Below are 13,096 nucleotides of genomic sequence, written 5' to 3' on the forward strand. Positions count from 1 at the left end.
GATGGACGGTGACCGCTAGACGAAGACCGCGAGGCTCTTCGCCCGTCCCTGGCGCTCCTCGACGAGCGCCACGAGGTCGCCCTCCGGGCCGAACACGGCAACGGGCGCCGGGACTTCCGTCTCCCCGGCCGCCTGCTCCGCATCCCCCGCGGGCATGCGCAGTTGTACGCCGTTGCCGATCATCCGCGCCCCCTCCGCATCGACGTCCCAGCGCGGGAAGGCCGCCGCGGCGGCCTCCGCGAGCGGCAGCAGCGCGAGCCCCGCACCGCTGTCGGCCTCGCTCTGCAACTCCTCCAGGGAGCGTGCGTCCTCCAGCCGGTAGGGGCCGACCCTCGTGCGGCGCAGCGTCGTCAAGTGCCCGCCGGTACCGAGGGATTCGCCGATATCGCGCGCGAGCGCCCGTACGTAGGTGCCGGAGGAGCACACGACGGAGACGGTCAGGTCGGTGACCTCCGTGCCGTCCTCGGCCCGCCCTCCGCGGCGTACCTCGTGCACGTCGAAGGCGGAGACGGTGATCTCACGGGCGGCGAGCTCGACGTCCTCGCCCTCGCGCACCCGCTGATAGGAGCGCTTGCCGTCGACCTTCACGGCGCTCACCTTCGACGGCACCTGACGGATGCGGCCGGTGAGCTTGCCGACGGCCGCGGCGACGGCCTCGTCCGTGACGCCGGCCGCCCCCCGCGCGCCGGTCACCTCGCCCTCCGCGTCGTCGGTCACGGTGCTCTGTCCGAGCCGGACCGTAGCGACGTACTCCTTCTCCGTGAGGGCGAGATGGCCGAGCAGCCGCGTGGCCTTGCCGGTGCCGACGACGAGCACGCCGGTCGCCATCGGGTCCAGGGTGCCCGCGTGCCCCACTCTCCGGGTGCGGGCCATGCCGCGCAGCTTGGCGACGACGTCGTGCGACGTGAACCCGGCGGGCTTGTCGACGACGACAAGCCCGCCGGGTTCCTGGTCCTTCTTACGCGCCACGGCTCATTCGTCCTCGGCCTGTTCGGCGTCCGCGGGCTTGCGGTAGGGGTCCGCCCCGCCCGCGTAGTCCGCGCCCGAGGAGGCCTTGCGGACCTCCTCGTCGGAGGCCTTGGCCCGTGCGAGGAGATCGTCGATCGTGCGGGCGTTCTCCGGCAGGGCGTCCGCGACGAAGCTGAGGCTGGGGGTGTGCTTCACGCCCGCCGCCGCGCCGACCGCAGTACGCAGCACGCCCTTCGCGCTCTCCAGGCCGGCGGCCGCCGCCTTGCGGTCCTCGTCGTCCCCGTAGACGGTGTAGAAGACCGTCGCCTCCCGCAGGTCCCCGGTGACGCGGGTGTCCGTGACGGTCACATGTGTGCCGAGCCGCGGATCCTTGATCCCCCGGTGAAGCTTCTCCGCGACCACCTCACGGATGAGGTCTGCCAGCCTCTTCGCCCGCGCATTGTCGGCCACTGGTCCGTCTCCTCGCTAATCGTCGTCTTCTCCGTGGAACCGCCGCCGCACCGACAGCAGTTCCACCTCCGGCCGCGCGGCGATGAGCCGCTCGCACCGGTCCAGCACGTCCGTCACGTGCGAGGCGTCCCCCGAGACCGCCGCCAGGCCGATCCTGGTGCGGCGGTAGAGATCCTGCTCCGCGACCTCCGCCACGCTCACCGCGTACTTGCGCTGCAACTCGGCGACGATGGGGCGGATGACGGAGCGCTTCTGCTTCAGCGAACGCACGTCGCCCAGCAGCAGGTCGATGGAAAGAGTCCCCACATACACCAGGAGATCGTAGAAGATGCCGCCGGGGCCGCTCGACGGAGTTTCCTCCGCCGACCGGCCCCGGTACGGCTCACGGACCTGCTATCAAGCGCCGAGGCCCTCAGCCGCGGGGCTTCTCCCGCATCTCGTACGTGGCGATGACGTCGTCGACCTTGATGTCGTTGAAGTTGCCGAGGTTGATACCACCCTCGAAACCGTCACGGATCTCGGTGACGTCGTCCTTGAAGCGGCGCAGACCCTCGATGTTGAGGTTCTCCGCCACGACCTTGCCGTCGCGCACGACACGGGCCTTGGAGTTCCGCCGGACCTCGCCGGAGCGGATGAGGACACCCGCGATGTTGCCGAGCTTGGAGGAGCGGAAGACCTCGCGGATCTCCGCGGTGCCGAGCTCGACCTCTTCGTACTCCGGCTTGAGCATGCCCTTCAGGGCCGCCTCGATCTCCTCGATGACCTGGTAGATCACCGAGTAGTAGCGGACGTCGACGCCCTCGCGCTCGGCCATCTGCGTCGCGCGCCCCTCGGCGCGGACGTTGAAGCCGATGACGATCGCGTCCGAACCCGTCGCCAGGTCGATGTCGGTCTCGGTGACCGCACCGACGCCGCGGTGCAGGATGCGCAGATCGACCTCTTCGCCGACGTCCAGCTGCATCAGCGAGGACTCCAGGGCCTCGACCGAACCGGACGCGTCGCCCTTGATGATGAGGTTGAGCTGCTGCACCTCGCCCGCCTTGAGCACCTTGTCCAGGTCCTCCAGCGAGACCCTGCGGGTGCGCTTGGCGAACGCGGCGTTGCGCTCGCGGGCGGCACGCTTCTCGGCGATCTGACGGGCCGTACGGTCCTCCTCGACCACCAGGAAGTTGTCGCCGGCGCCGGGGACGTTCGTCAGACCCAGGACGAGGACGGGGGTCGCGGGACCCGCTTCCTTGATGTTCTCGCCCTTGTCGTCGAGCATCGCGCGGACCCTGCCGTAGGCGTCGCCCACGACCATGGTGTCGCCGACGCGGAGCGTGCCCCGCTGCACCAGCACGGTGGCCACGGCGCCACGGCCGCGGTCGAGGTGCGCCTCGATCGCGATGCCCTGTGCGTCCTGGTCGGGGTTGGCCCGCAGGTCGAGCGCGGCGTCCGCGGTCAGGACGACGGCCTCCAGCAGGGCCTCGATGTTCTCGCCCTGCTTGGCGGAGATGTCGACGAACATGGTGTCGCCGCCGTACTCCTCCGCGACCAGGCCGTACTCGGTGAGCTGGCCGCGCACCTTCGTCGGGTCGGCGCCCTCGACGTCGATCTTGTTGACCGCGACCACGATCGGCACCTCGGCGGCCTTGGCGTGGTTGAGCGCCTCGACCGTCTGCGGCATCACGCCGTCGTTCGCCGCGACCACGAGGATCGCGATGTCCGTCGACTTGGCACCGCGGGCACGCATGGCCGTGAACGCCTCGTGGCCCGGGGTGTCGATGAAGGTGAGCTTGCGCTCCTCGTCGTTGACCTCGGTGGAGGCCTGGTAGGCACCGATGTGCTGGGTGATGCCGCCAGCCTCGCCCGCGATGACGTTGGTCTTGCGGATGGCGTCCAGCAGGCGCGTCTTGCCGTGGTCGACGTGACCCATGACGGTCACGACCGGAGGCCGCGGCATGAGCGCCTTCTCGCCGCCCTCGTCCTCGCCGAACTCGATGTCGAAGGACTCGAGAAGCTCGCGGTCCTCCTCCTCCGGGCTGACGATCTGGACGACGTAGTTCATCTCCTCGCCGAGCAGGCTCAGCGTCTCGTCGGAGACCGACTGCGTCGCGGTGACCATCTCGCCCAGGTTGAACATCACCTGGACCAGCGACGCCGGGTTGGCGTTGATCTTCTCCGCGAAGTCGGTGAGCGAGGCGCCGCGCGAGAGCCGTACGGTCTCGCCCTTACCGCGCGGAAGCATCACGCCGCCGACGGACGGCGCCTGCATCTGCTCGTACTCCTGACGGCGCTGCCTCTTCGACTTGCGCCCACGGCGTGCCGGACCGCCGGGACGGCCGAACGCACCCTGCGTGCCACCACGGCCGCCGGGTCCGCCGGGCCTGCCCGCGAAACCGGGACGGCCACCGCCGCCACCGCCGGGACGACCGCCGAAGCCGCCGCCACCGCCGCCGCCACCGGGACGGCCACCGCCGCCACCGCCGGGACGACCGCCGAAGCCGCCGCCACCGCCGCCACCGCCGGGACGACCGCCGCCGCCCGGACGCGGACCGCCGCCCTGGCCGCCGCGGCCGGGGCCCGGACGCGGAGCGGCAGCAGGACGCTGCGGCATCATGCCGGGGTTGGGACGGCCACCGCCGCCACCGCCACCGGGGCGCGGACCGCCCTGGCCGCCGCCCTGCGGACGCGGCATGCTGCCCGGAGTGGCACGGCCACCCGGCGCCTGCGGACGCGGACCGCCCTGGCCCTGACCGGGCTTCGGCGGCTGACCCGGCTTGGGGGCACCGCCGGGACGCGGCGCCTGCGGACGCGCCATACCGGTCGAACCACCGGACGTGAAGGGGTTGTTGCCCGGACGCGGACCGGACGGGCGGCCACCCGGCTTCGGTGCGCCCTGCCCCGGGCGCGCGGCCTGGCCGCCACGGCCGCCGGACTGACCCTGACCGGGCTTCGGCGCGGACTGGCCGGGCTTGGGAGCCTGGCTCGGCTTTGGAGCCGTCGCACCGGGCTTGGGGGCGTCAGCGGAACCCGCCGGCGCCGAGAACTCCGGCTTCGCCGGACCCGGCTTGGGGCCACCCGGCTTGGGAGCCTGCGTCTGACCGGACGCGGGAGCGGCCGGGGTGACCGGGCCGCCGGCCTCGCCCTCTGCCGCGGGGGCAGGGGAGGCGGGGGCCTCGGGTGCCGGCTTGGGCGCCGGCTTGGGTGCCTTGGACTGGCCCGTCTTCGCGGCCGCGCCGGGCTTGGGCGCGGCACCGCCACCGGGCTTCGGTGCGGCAGCGCCACCGGGCTTGGGGGCCGCCTTCTTCGGCGCCGCCGGCTTCGCCGCGGACTTCTTGGCACCGGAGGATGCGCCGGCACCACCGCCCGCGTCGAATGCGTCGGTCAACTTGCGTACTACCGGCGCCTCGATCGTCGAGGACGCCGAGCGGACGAATTCGCCCAGTTCGTTGAGCTTGGCCATGACGACCTTGCTCTCGACTCCGAGCTCCTTCGCGAGCTCATATACCCGGACCTTAGCCACTTCGCTCCTTACGGTCCGGGGGGCTCATCCGCCGCCGGACCTTCGCTACTTATGCATGGGCGTACTCATCGCGTACTCATCGAGTGCTCATCGCAATCTCGACCTACTTCCGACTCGCGAGGTACCTCTCCGAACGGAGGGTTCCGAACGGACTGTCTTACGGTTCCGCCTTCTCGATCTGCTCCACCTGCCGGGACAGCTCTGCCACGTCGAACGGGCCCGGGCCGCGAAAGGCCCTGTTGAAAGCCCGTCGGCGGACAGCCTGAGCGAGGCAGGCCGACGTGGGATGCAGATACGCGCCCCGACCTGGCAGCGTACCGCGAAGATCAGGGACACAGCGGCCCCCGCTCAGCACCACACGCAGCAGATCCGGTTTGTCCGAGCGCTTCCGACAGCCCACGCAAGTGCGCTGTGGGCATGCTCGGACTAGCGTCCGGCCAGACACCGTTAAGTCTACCTCCCCGTACCGTCACACCCCTTCGGGGGTAACCGGCACCCTCATGGTTTCAGCCCTGCTCGGCAGCCTGTCCGGGGGCGGGTTCGGGCTCGGCCGAGACGGCGTCGCCGGCTTCCGCGGTGTCCGGGCGGATGTCGATGCGCCAGCCGGTGAGGCGGGCGGCGAGGCGGGCGTTCTGGCCTTCCTTGCCGATGGCGAGCGACAGCTGGTAGTCGGGCACCGTCACGCGTGCCGACCGCGCCGCGAGGTCGATGATCTCGACTTGATTCACACGTGCCGGGGAGAGCGCGTGCGCGACGAGATCGGCAGGGTCCTCGGACCAGTCGACGATGTCGATCTTCTCACCGTGCAGCTCCGCCATGACGTTGCGCACACGGCCGCCCATCGGCCCGATGCAGGCCCCCTTGGCGTTCAGCCCGGAGCGCGTCGAGCGTACGGCGATCTTCGTACGGTGCCCGGCCTCGCGCGCGATGGCGGCGATCTCGACCGAGCCGTCCGCGATCTCCGGGACCTCCAGCTCGAAGAGCTTCCTGACCAGGTTCGGGTGGGTGCGCGAGAGCGTCACGGACGGTCCGCGCACGCCCTTGGCGACGCGTACGACGTACGTGCGCAGGCGGGTGCCGTGCGCGTAGTCCTCGCCGGGGACCTGCTCCTGCGGCGGGAGGATCGCCTCCAGCTTGCCGATGTCGACCAGCACGCTCTTGGGGTCCTTGCCCTGCTGGACCACGCCGGCGACGACGTCGCCCTCGCGGCCCGCGTACTCGCCGAAGGTGATCTCCTCCTCGGCGTCACGCAGCCGCTGGAGGATGACCTGCTTCGCCGTGGTCGCGGCGATGCGCCCGAACCCGGTCGGGGTGTCGTCGAACTCGCGGGGCTCCGCCCCCTCGGGCAGCTCTGACGCGCTCTCCCTGGCCCAGACCGTGACGTGCCCGGTCTTGCGGTCCAGCTCCACGCGGGCGTCCCGGTGGCTGCCCTCGGTGCGGTGGTACGCGATGAGGAGGGCGCTCTCGATCGCCTCGACCAGCAGATCGAGGGAGATCTCCTTCTCCCTCACCAGCCCCCGCAGGGCACTCATGTCGATGTCCACGGCTACGCCTCCTCCTTGCCTTCGCCGTCAGCGGCCGCGGACCCGAACTGCGCTCTCTTCTCGGCGGCCTTGCGGTTGAACTCGATCTCCACGCGCGCCTTCGCGATCTCGTCGAAGGCGAGCCGGCGGGCGGTGGGCTTGCGGCCCTTCACGCCCGGGACCTCCAGGTCGATCCCCTCGTCGTCCACTCCCGTGACGCGCGCCGTCACTTCGCCTCCGCCGGCGCTCTCGGCGAGGTTCGCCTTGACGAGGCGGCCGATGGCGCGGCGGTAGTGGCGCTGTTCGGTCAGGGGGCGGTCGGCACCGGGCGAGGTCACTTCCAGCACGTACGGGGAGCCGCCCATGGTGTCGGCGTCGTCCAGCGTCTCGGAGAGGGTGCGGCTGAGTTCGGCACAGGTGTCCAGCTGGACTCCGTCGTCGGAGTCGACCACGACGCGGAGTACCCGCCGCTTCCCGGCGGGAGTCACCTCGACCTCTTCGAGATCCAGCCCCTTCTTGCTCACGACCGGCTCCAGCAGTGCGCGCAGCCTCTCGCTCTGGGTGGTGCTCATCCGGGTGACTCCTCGGCCGCGTGTGCTGTTGTAGGGGCGCTGTGATGGGGGGAGGTGACGTGGGGCTCTGCCCGTACAAGCCTAACGTCTGCCACGAGCGGCGCCGACCAGACGGGCGATCCGGGCGGGATGTCGGGGACGTGGGGGTATTCATGGGGCAACGAGGGTGGCCCGTCGATGTGTTCGAGAGCGCGCGGGTACGCTCACGGGGCGGTGATCACCGCACGCGGTGTCCGCCGCAGAGGTTCGAGCGATGCCGACGCTGATCAGGGAGCCCCCATGCCGCTCATGCCTCCCCCAGATCCTCCGGCCTGGGGGCGCACCCAGCCGCCGGCCGGCCCGCGCCGACGGTCGATGGTCGCCGGGACGCTGGGCACCCTGGGTCCGCTCGGAGTGCTGACGACGCTCACCGCGGGGTGCTCCGGGGACGCCGCCAGCGCGGACTCCGAGCAGAACGCCGCGGCGGACAAGCGGCTGCGCCGGGAGGCGACCGGGCAGAGCCTCGACCTGCTGGCCCACTACGACGCCACCGTCGACGCCCACTCCGGCCTCCGGGACCGGCTGCGTCCGCTGCGCGCTGCGACGCTCCGCCACGCGGAGGTCCTCAGCGGCCAGGACGACAAGAACGGTGAGAAGGACAAGGGCGGGGGCGGGGGCGGCGGTTCGTCCCTGGAGAAGGACAACAAGCACCGCAGGCCACGGGTGCCCGCCGACGAGAAGGCGGCGCTCGCGGCACTCGGCGACGCGGAGCGCCGTACCGCCCACACACGCACCACGGCCCTGGTGAAGGCGCCGCCGGAGACGGCCCGGCTGCTGGCGTCCCTCGCCGCGGCGGGCGCGGCGCACGCATATCTGCTCGGCGCGGAGGGCGCCGGCGACGGGAAGGACGGCGGTGCATGAGAAAGCTGGTCGACGCCGTGCAGGCCGCGCTCGCCGCCGAGCACGCGACCGTCTACGGCTACGGCGTCGTCGGCGGACGCATCGAGTCCGCGCGCCAGGACGAGGCGCGCAGCGCGTACGACGCCCATCGCGCACGCCGCGACGCACTTCGGCGCGAGGTGCGCGATCTGGGGGGCGAGCCGGAGCCCGCCGCGGCCGCCTACGCGATGCCGTTCGCGGTGCCGGACAGCGCGGCCGCGGTGCGCCTCGCGGCCGAGTTGGAGGACCGGCTGGCGGCGGTGTACGCGGATCTCGTACGGGCCAGCGAGGGCGCCCGGAGGCGGGAGGCCGCGGGGTCGCTGCGCGAAGCGGCGGTCCGGTCGGTGCGCTGGCGGGGCAGCAGCGTAGCCTTCCCTGGTCTCTCCGAGCGGTCCGCCTCCGACGGCCCGGCGCCTTCGGGGTCGCCCTCGCCCGGTGGGACGACGTCCGGTTCGCTCTGACCGACGCCGGCCGGCGTCACGGCGCCCGGGCACCGCACCGGCGCGGCAGCACACCGCGTACGGCACCGCGCAACGAACGCAACACAGCACCGTCCCGGCATCGCACAGCAGGCATGGCTCGGCAGCGCACGGGCAGCGTGATGCGCGCAGCCCCTTCGACGCTGTGCCGCCGTCCGTGGCCGGACTCCGACCGTCCGAACTCCGCCGTCCCGGAAAGGTCCACTTCACCGCATGCCTACTGCACTGCCTCTCGATCCTCCGCAGCGGCTTGTGCGCACCCTCGGCTCGCAGCACGGGCACGCCGGCGAACAGATGGGCCGGGCCGGTGAGGAGTGGCTGGCCCGGCTTCCGGAGCTGCTGGAGCGGGTGCTGGCGAAGTGGGAGCTGACGCCCGAGCGCACGGTCTCGCCCGGAGGCCGGAGCAGCCTGGTGACGCTCGTACGGCAGGCGGACGGTGCTCCTGCGGTGCTGAAGCTGCTCGCCCCGTACGTCATGGAGGCGCGGGAGCGCACCGAGCGGGAAGGAACGGCGCTCGCGCACTGGGACGGCCGCGGTGCCGTGCGGCTGCTGCGCTCCGACGCCGCGGAGGGCGCGCTGCTGCTGGAACGGCTGCACGGCGAGGTCTCGCTGCGGTCGCTTCCGGAGGCGAAGGCGATGCTGGAGGCCGCCTCGGCGGTGCGGCGGCTGTGGGTCTCTCCGGCGCCGGGCCCCGACGGCGGGGACGGCAGCAGGGACAGCGGGCACGCGGCGCCGGGTGCGGAGCATCTGCACACGGTCGCCGAACACACCGCCGCGGGCGTCGCCTTCCTGCTCTCGGACGCGACGCCGGAGGAGGTCCGGCCGCTGCGCGACGAGGCGGTGGAACTACGGGACGCGCTGCTGTCCGATCCGCCCGAACAGGTCCTGCTGCACGGCGACTTCAGACAGGGCGCCGTCCTCGCCGCCGACGCCGAGCGCACGCCGTGGCTCGCGACGGGCCCGGACCCGCTGCTCGGCGAGCGCACGTACGATCTGGCACGGCTGGTGCGCGACCGGCTGCACGACCTGGTCGCCTCCCCCGGCGCGGCCTCGGCGACCCGGCGCCGGCTGCACAAGCTCGCCGACTCCCTTGAGGTCGACCGCGAGCGGCTGCGGGCCTGGTCGCTCTACCGCTCGGTGGAATCCGGCGTGCGCCACATGAGCGGCGGCTGGCGCCAGGACGGCGAGCTGCTGCTGGAGTTCGCGGGCTGGCTCTGACCGGAAGGGCGGCGGACCGTCTCGTCCGCCACCGAGCCTTCTCCGGCCCGGACGGTCAGGTCGCGGCCGAGAGACGGGCGACGGCGTCCGCCACGGTCAGCTCCTCGCGCTCACCGGTGCGGCGGTCCTTCAGCTCGACGATCCCGTCCTTGGCGCCCCGCCCCACGATCAGGATCGAGGGGACGCCGATCAGCTCCGCGTCCGTGAACTTCACGCCGGGCGAGACTCCCGCACGGTCGTCGACGATCGCCCGCACGCCGGCCGCGCCGAGCTTCTCCGCGACGTCGACGGCGAGCTCCGTCTGAAGCGCCTTGCCCGCCGCGACGACGTGGACGTCCGCCGGCGCGATCTCCCGCGGCCAGCACAGCCCCTGCTCGTCCGCGGTCTGCTCGGCGAGCGCCGCCACAGCACGCGTCACGCCGATCCCGTACGAGCCCATCGTCAACCGCACGGGCTTGCCGTCCTGGCCGAGCACGTCCAGCTCGAAGACGTCGGTGTACTTGCGGCCGAGCTGGAAGATGTGGCCGATCTCGATGGCCCTGTCGAGCTCGATGCCCGAGCCGCACCGGGGGCAGGGGTCGCCGGCCTCGACGACGACCACGTCCAGATAGTCGTCCACCTCGAAGTCGCGGCCGCACACCACGTGCCGCGCGTGCTTGTCCGGCTTGTTCGCGCCGGTGATCCACTCGGTGCCGGGGGCGACGCGCGGGTCCGCGATGTAGCGGAAGGCCTTGCCCGCCATGCCGCCCTGGGGGCCGACGTAGCCGCGTACGAGGTCGGGCCGGTCGGCGAAGTCCTCGGCGGTGACCACCTCGACCTCGGCGGGGGCGAGGTGCTCGGCGAGCTTGTCCAGGTCCACCTCGCGGTTCCCGGGGACGCCCACCGCGGCGATCTCGCCGTCGATCTTCACCAGCAGGTTCTTGAGCGTGGCCGAGGCGGGGACGCCCAGATACTCGGCGAGGGTCTCGATGGTCGGGGTGTCCGGGGTGTCGAGCTCCTCGACACCGGGGTGCTCGGCGGGCTCGGCGGCCACGACGGGGACCGACAGCGCCTCGGTGTTCGCCGCGAAGCCGCACGACGGGCACTGCGCGAAGGTGTCCTCGCCCGCGGCGGCCGGTGCGAGGAACTCCTCGGAGGCCGAGCCGCCCATCGCGCCCGAGACGGCGGAGACGATGCGGTAGTCGAGGCCGAGGCGGTCGAAGATGCGCTGGTACGCCTCGCGCTCCCGCGCGTAGGACTCGGCGAGGCCCTCGTCGGAGAGGTCGAAGGAGTAGGCGTCCTTCATCGTGAACTCGCGGCCGCGCAGGATTCCGGAGCGCGGACGCGCCTCGTCCCGGTACTTCGTCTGGATCTGGTAGAGCGTCACCGGCATGTCCTTGTAGGACGTGCACTGGTCCTTGACGACCTGGGTGAAGATCTCCTCGTGCGTGGGCCCGAGCAGATACGGGGCGCCCTTGCGGTCCTCCAGGCGGAAGAGCAGATCCCCGTACTGCTCGTAGCGCCCCGAGATCTCGTACGGCTCCTTGGGCAGCAGCGCGGGAAGGAGCACCTCCTGGGCGCCGATGGCGTCCATCTCCTCGCGCACGACCCGGGTGACGTTCTCCAGCACCTGGAGACCGAGCGGCAGCCACGTCCAGATGCCCGCCGCCGCACGTCGCACATATCCGGCCCGCACCAGCAGCTTGTGGCTGAGGGTCTCGGCATCGGCCGGGGCCTCGCGCAGTGTCTTCAGCATCGACCGGGACAAACGCTGGACTCGGGCTGCCATGGAATTCTCCGTGCGGTGGTTGAAATAGCCGGAACAACTGGGGAGGAGACTATCCGGCACGGGACACGGCACGGAAATGCGATTCCCTCAGCCCGTCCCTTCCGCCCGTGCCCTCGTCCGCCTCGTCCCGTCGCCGCGTCAGGGACGGCGCAGCGGCAGCCACGCCCCCATCACCGCGTACGGGCTCGGCGCGCTCGGGAAGTGCACGCCACGGGCCAGATCGCGGTAGCCGAGCCGGTGGTAGAGGGAGCGCGCGGGGCTGTCGGTGTCGATCGCGGAGAGCAGCGAACGCGGCTCGTCGGCCGTGTCCGTGAGCATCGTGATGAGGCGGCGGCCGATGCCGCGCCGCTGGTGGAGCGGGAGCACGTGGAGCTCGGTGATGACGAAGGAGTCGTTCAGCCAGTCCTCGAAGCCCGCGTCGCGCAGATAGCCCGCGACGACCGTGGACCACCACTGCGTACGGTCGTTGGGCATCCCGTAGACGAAGCCGATCAGCCGCCCCTCCGGCGTGCGCGCTCCCAGCGCCCGCGCGCCCGGGGACTTCAGGTGCCGCAGCACGATGTGGCGCCGCACCCCGATCTCGTCGTCGCTCAGCCCGAAGGCGACGGCCTGCACGGCGAGCGCGTCGTCGACGTTCGCTTCCAGGTCGAGCGGTCCGATCACGGGTTCGCGGGGGTCCTGGGGTGCCGGTCCCCCGGCAGAATGCAGCATGCCCGGGAGGCTACTAGGAGTTACGCCGCCCAGGCCCCGCGCGCTGCGACGCCACATGCCGGGACGGCCGGGCTCGGCGGCCCGCGGGCCTCAGAACAGCACGCTCATGAACGAGCCGACCTCGCGGAAGCCCACGCGCCGGTACGCGGCGCGCGCGGCCCGGTTGAAGTCGTTGACGTACAGGCTGACGAGGGGCGCGACCTCGTTCAGCGCGTAGCGCAGCACCGCAGCCATGCCGAAGACCGACAGCCTCTCGCCGCGCCGCTCGGGCGTGACCCAGACGCCCTGGATCTGGCAGGCGTGGGGCGTGGCCGCGCCGATCTCCGCCTTGAAGACGATCCGGCCGTTCTCGACCCTGGCGAACGAGCGCCCGGAGCCGACGAGTTCGGCCACTCGCGACTGGTACACCAGGCCGCCGTCCCCCGCGAGCGGCGAGACGCCGACCTCCTCGGTGAACATCTGCACGCACGCGGGCAGGACGAGCTCCATCTCGTCCTTGCGGATGCGGCGCACGAGCGGGTCGGGCCTGACGTCCCCCGGGACCTCCGTGGCGATCATGAGCGGCTGCCGGTGGCGGACCTCGCGGGCGGGACCCCAGTGCGGTTCGAGGTACGACCACAGGGCTGCCGTGGATTCCGCGGGGCCGACGATGGAGGAGCAGCGGCGCCCCTGCCGCCGCGCCCGTTCGGCGAAGGCGCGGACGGCCTCCGGCCCGGCGCACAGCGGTACGAGGTTGGCTCCGGCGTAGCAGAGAGACTTCAGCCGCCCCCGCTGGTACCAGCCCCACATCTCGCCGCCGAGGCGCAGCGCGTCGAGCCCGGCGGTCTGCACGCGGGAGGCGATGAAGGCGTTGTTCACCGGCTCGCGATGCAGCAGCGCGAGTACGTCGTCGAGTTCGGCCGGGTCGACAACCCTGGTGGAGGTGGTGGTCAACAACGTGTCGGCTGCCTCACCGTGACGTGCCCCTGGGGACGGAAGCGATG

Annotated in this window: 13 protein-coding genes; 3 read left to right on the forward strand and 10 right to left on the reverse strand. The window is 72.1% G+C overall.

Annotated features, from left to right (window positions below; genetic code table 11):
• Window positions 1–15: 15 nt before the first annotated feature.
• The 7 genes from truB to rimP all read right to left on the reverse strand — a co-directional run bounded on the left by truB (window position 16) and on the right by rimP (window position 7,019).
• Complete coding sequence (truB, locus tag QQM67_RS25685; RefSeq protein ID WP_314176926.1) at window positions 16–969, reverse strand: tRNA pseudouridine(55) synthase TruB; 954 nt, start codon at window positions 967–969, stop codon at window positions 16–18.
• Window positions 970–972: 3 nt separating this feature from the next.
• A complete protein-coding gene (gene rbfA, locus QQM67_RS25690; protein ID WP_314176927.1) occupies window positions 973–1,419 on the reverse strand; it encodes a 30S ribosome-binding factor RbfA in 447 nt (148 codons plus the stop codon).
• 15 nt (window positions 1,420–1,434) lie between these two features.
• The gene (locus tag QQM67_RS25695; RefSeq protein ID WP_314176930.1) at window positions 1,435–1,731 is read right to left on the reverse strand and encodes a DUF503 domain-containing protein; all 297 of its coding nucleotides are present in this window, start codon (window positions 1,729–1,731) and stop codon (window positions 1,435–1,437) included.
• Between the two features lie 100 nt (window positions 1,732–1,831).
• Window positions 1,832–4,924 (reverse strand): translation initiation factor IF-2, encoded by a 3,093-nt coding sequence (gene infB / locus QQM67_RS25700; protein WP_314176932.1) that lies wholly within the window; start codon window positions 4,922–4,924, stop codon window positions 1,832–1,834.
• Window positions 4,925–5,081: 157 nt separating this feature from the next.
• Window positions 5,082–5,369: a YlxR family protein gene (locus tag QQM67_RS25705; RefSeq protein ID WP_314176934.1), complete on the reverse strand. Its 288-nt coding sequence runs from the start codon at window positions 5,367–5,369 to the stop codon at window positions 5,082–5,084.
• Between the two features lie 61 nt (window positions 5,370–5,430).
• A complete protein-coding gene (nusA, locus tag QQM67_RS25710; RefSeq protein ID WP_314176936.1) occupies window positions 5,431–6,468 on the reverse strand; it encodes a transcription termination factor NusA in 1,038 nt (345 codons plus the stop codon).
• A 2-nt stretch (window positions 6,469–6,470) separates the two neighbouring features.
• On the reverse strand, window positions 6,471–7,019 hold the full coding sequence (gene rimP, locus QQM67_RS25715; protein ID WP_314176938.1) for a ribosome maturation factor RimP: 549 nt from the start codon (window positions 7,017–7,019) through the stop codon (window positions 6,471–6,473).
• 279 nt (window positions 7,020–7,298) lie between these two features.
• Here rimP and QQM67_RS25720 point away from each other — a divergent pair, with 279 nt between their 5' ends.
• The 3 genes from QQM67_RS25720 to QQM67_RS25730 all read left to right on the forward strand — a co-directional run bounded on the left by QQM67_RS25720 (window position 7,299) and on the right by QQM67_RS25730 (window position 9,634).
• Window positions 7,299–7,919 carry a hypothetical protein gene (locus QQM67_RS25720; protein WP_314176939.1) on the forward strand — a complete coding sequence of 207 codons (621 nt, stop codon included), beginning with the start codon at window positions 7,299–7,301 and terminating at the stop codon, window positions 7,917–7,919.
• Window positions 7,916–8,398: a ferritin-like domain-containing protein gene (locus QQM67_RS25725; RefSeq protein ID WP_314176941.1), complete on the forward strand. Its 483-nt coding sequence runs from the start codon at window positions 7,916–7,918 to the stop codon at window positions 8,396–8,398. Before QQM67_RS25720 ends, QQM67_RS25725 begins: the two co-directional genes overlap by 4 nt.
• Window positions 8,399–8,629: 231 nt before the next feature.
• Window positions 8,630–9,634 carry an aminoglycoside phosphotransferase family protein gene (locus QQM67_RS25730; RefSeq protein ID WP_314176944.1) on the forward strand — a complete coding sequence of 335 codons (1,005 nt, stop codon included), beginning with the start codon at window positions 8,630–8,632 and terminating at the stop codon, window positions 9,632–9,634.
• A 55-nt stretch (window positions 9,635–9,689) separates the two neighbouring features.
• Here the strand turns inward: QQM67_RS25730 and QQM67_RS25735 are convergent, their stop codons facing one another.
• The 3 genes from QQM67_RS25735 to QQM67_RS25745 form a co-directional block, all read right to left on the reverse strand.
• Complete coding sequence (locus tag QQM67_RS25735) at window positions 9,690–11,402, reverse strand: proline--tRNA ligase (RefSeq protein WP_314176946.1); 1,713 nt, start codon at window positions 11,400–11,402, stop codon at window positions 9,690–9,692.
• Between the two features lie 138 nt (window positions 11,403–11,540).
• Window positions 11,541–12,113, reverse strand: a complete 573-nt coding sequence (locus QQM67_RS25740) for a GNAT family N-acetyltransferase (RefSeq protein WP_314176948.1) — start codon at window positions 12,111–12,113, stop codon at window positions 11,541–11,543.
• Window positions 12,114–12,203: 90 nt separating this feature from the next.
• Window positions 12,204–13,049 (reverse strand): GNAT family N-acetyltransferase, encoded by an 846-nt coding sequence (locus QQM67_RS25745; RefSeq protein WP_314176951.1) that lies wholly within the window; start codon window positions 13,047–13,049, stop codon window positions 12,204–12,206.
• Window positions 13,050–13,096: the final 47 nt, after the last annotated feature.

It is taken from the genome of Streptomyces winkii (assembly GCF_032248595.1).
GTDB lineage: Bacteria > Actinomycetota > Actinomycetes > Streptomycetales > Streptomycetaceae > Streptomyces > Streptomyces winkii.

Coding starts and splice junctions, on each gene's coding strand:
- QQM67_RS25725 (WP_314176941.1), top strand. CDS start 7,916: ATGAGAAAGCTGGTCGACGCCGTGCAGGCCGCGCTCGCCGCCGAGCAC.
- QQM67_RS25730 (WP_314176944.1), top strand. CDS start 8,630: ATGCCTACTGCACTGCCTCTCGATCCTCCGCAGCGGCTTGTGCGCACC.
- QQM67_RS25720 (WP_314176939.1), top strand. CDS start 7,299: ATGCCGCTCATGCCTCCCCCAGATCCTCCGGCCTGGGGGCGCACCCAG.
- QQM67_RS25740 (WP_314176948.1), bottom strand. CDS start 12,113: ATGCTGCATTCTGCCGGGGGACCGGCACCCCAGGACCCCCGCGAACCC.
- rimP (WP_314176938.1), bottom strand. CDS start 7,019: ATGAGCACCACCCAGAGCGAGAGGCTGCGCGCACTGCTGGAGCCGGTC.
- QQM67_RS25735 (WP_314176946.1), bottom strand. CDS start 11,402: ATGGCAGCCCGAGTCCAGCGTTTGTCCCGGTCGATGCTGAAGACACTG.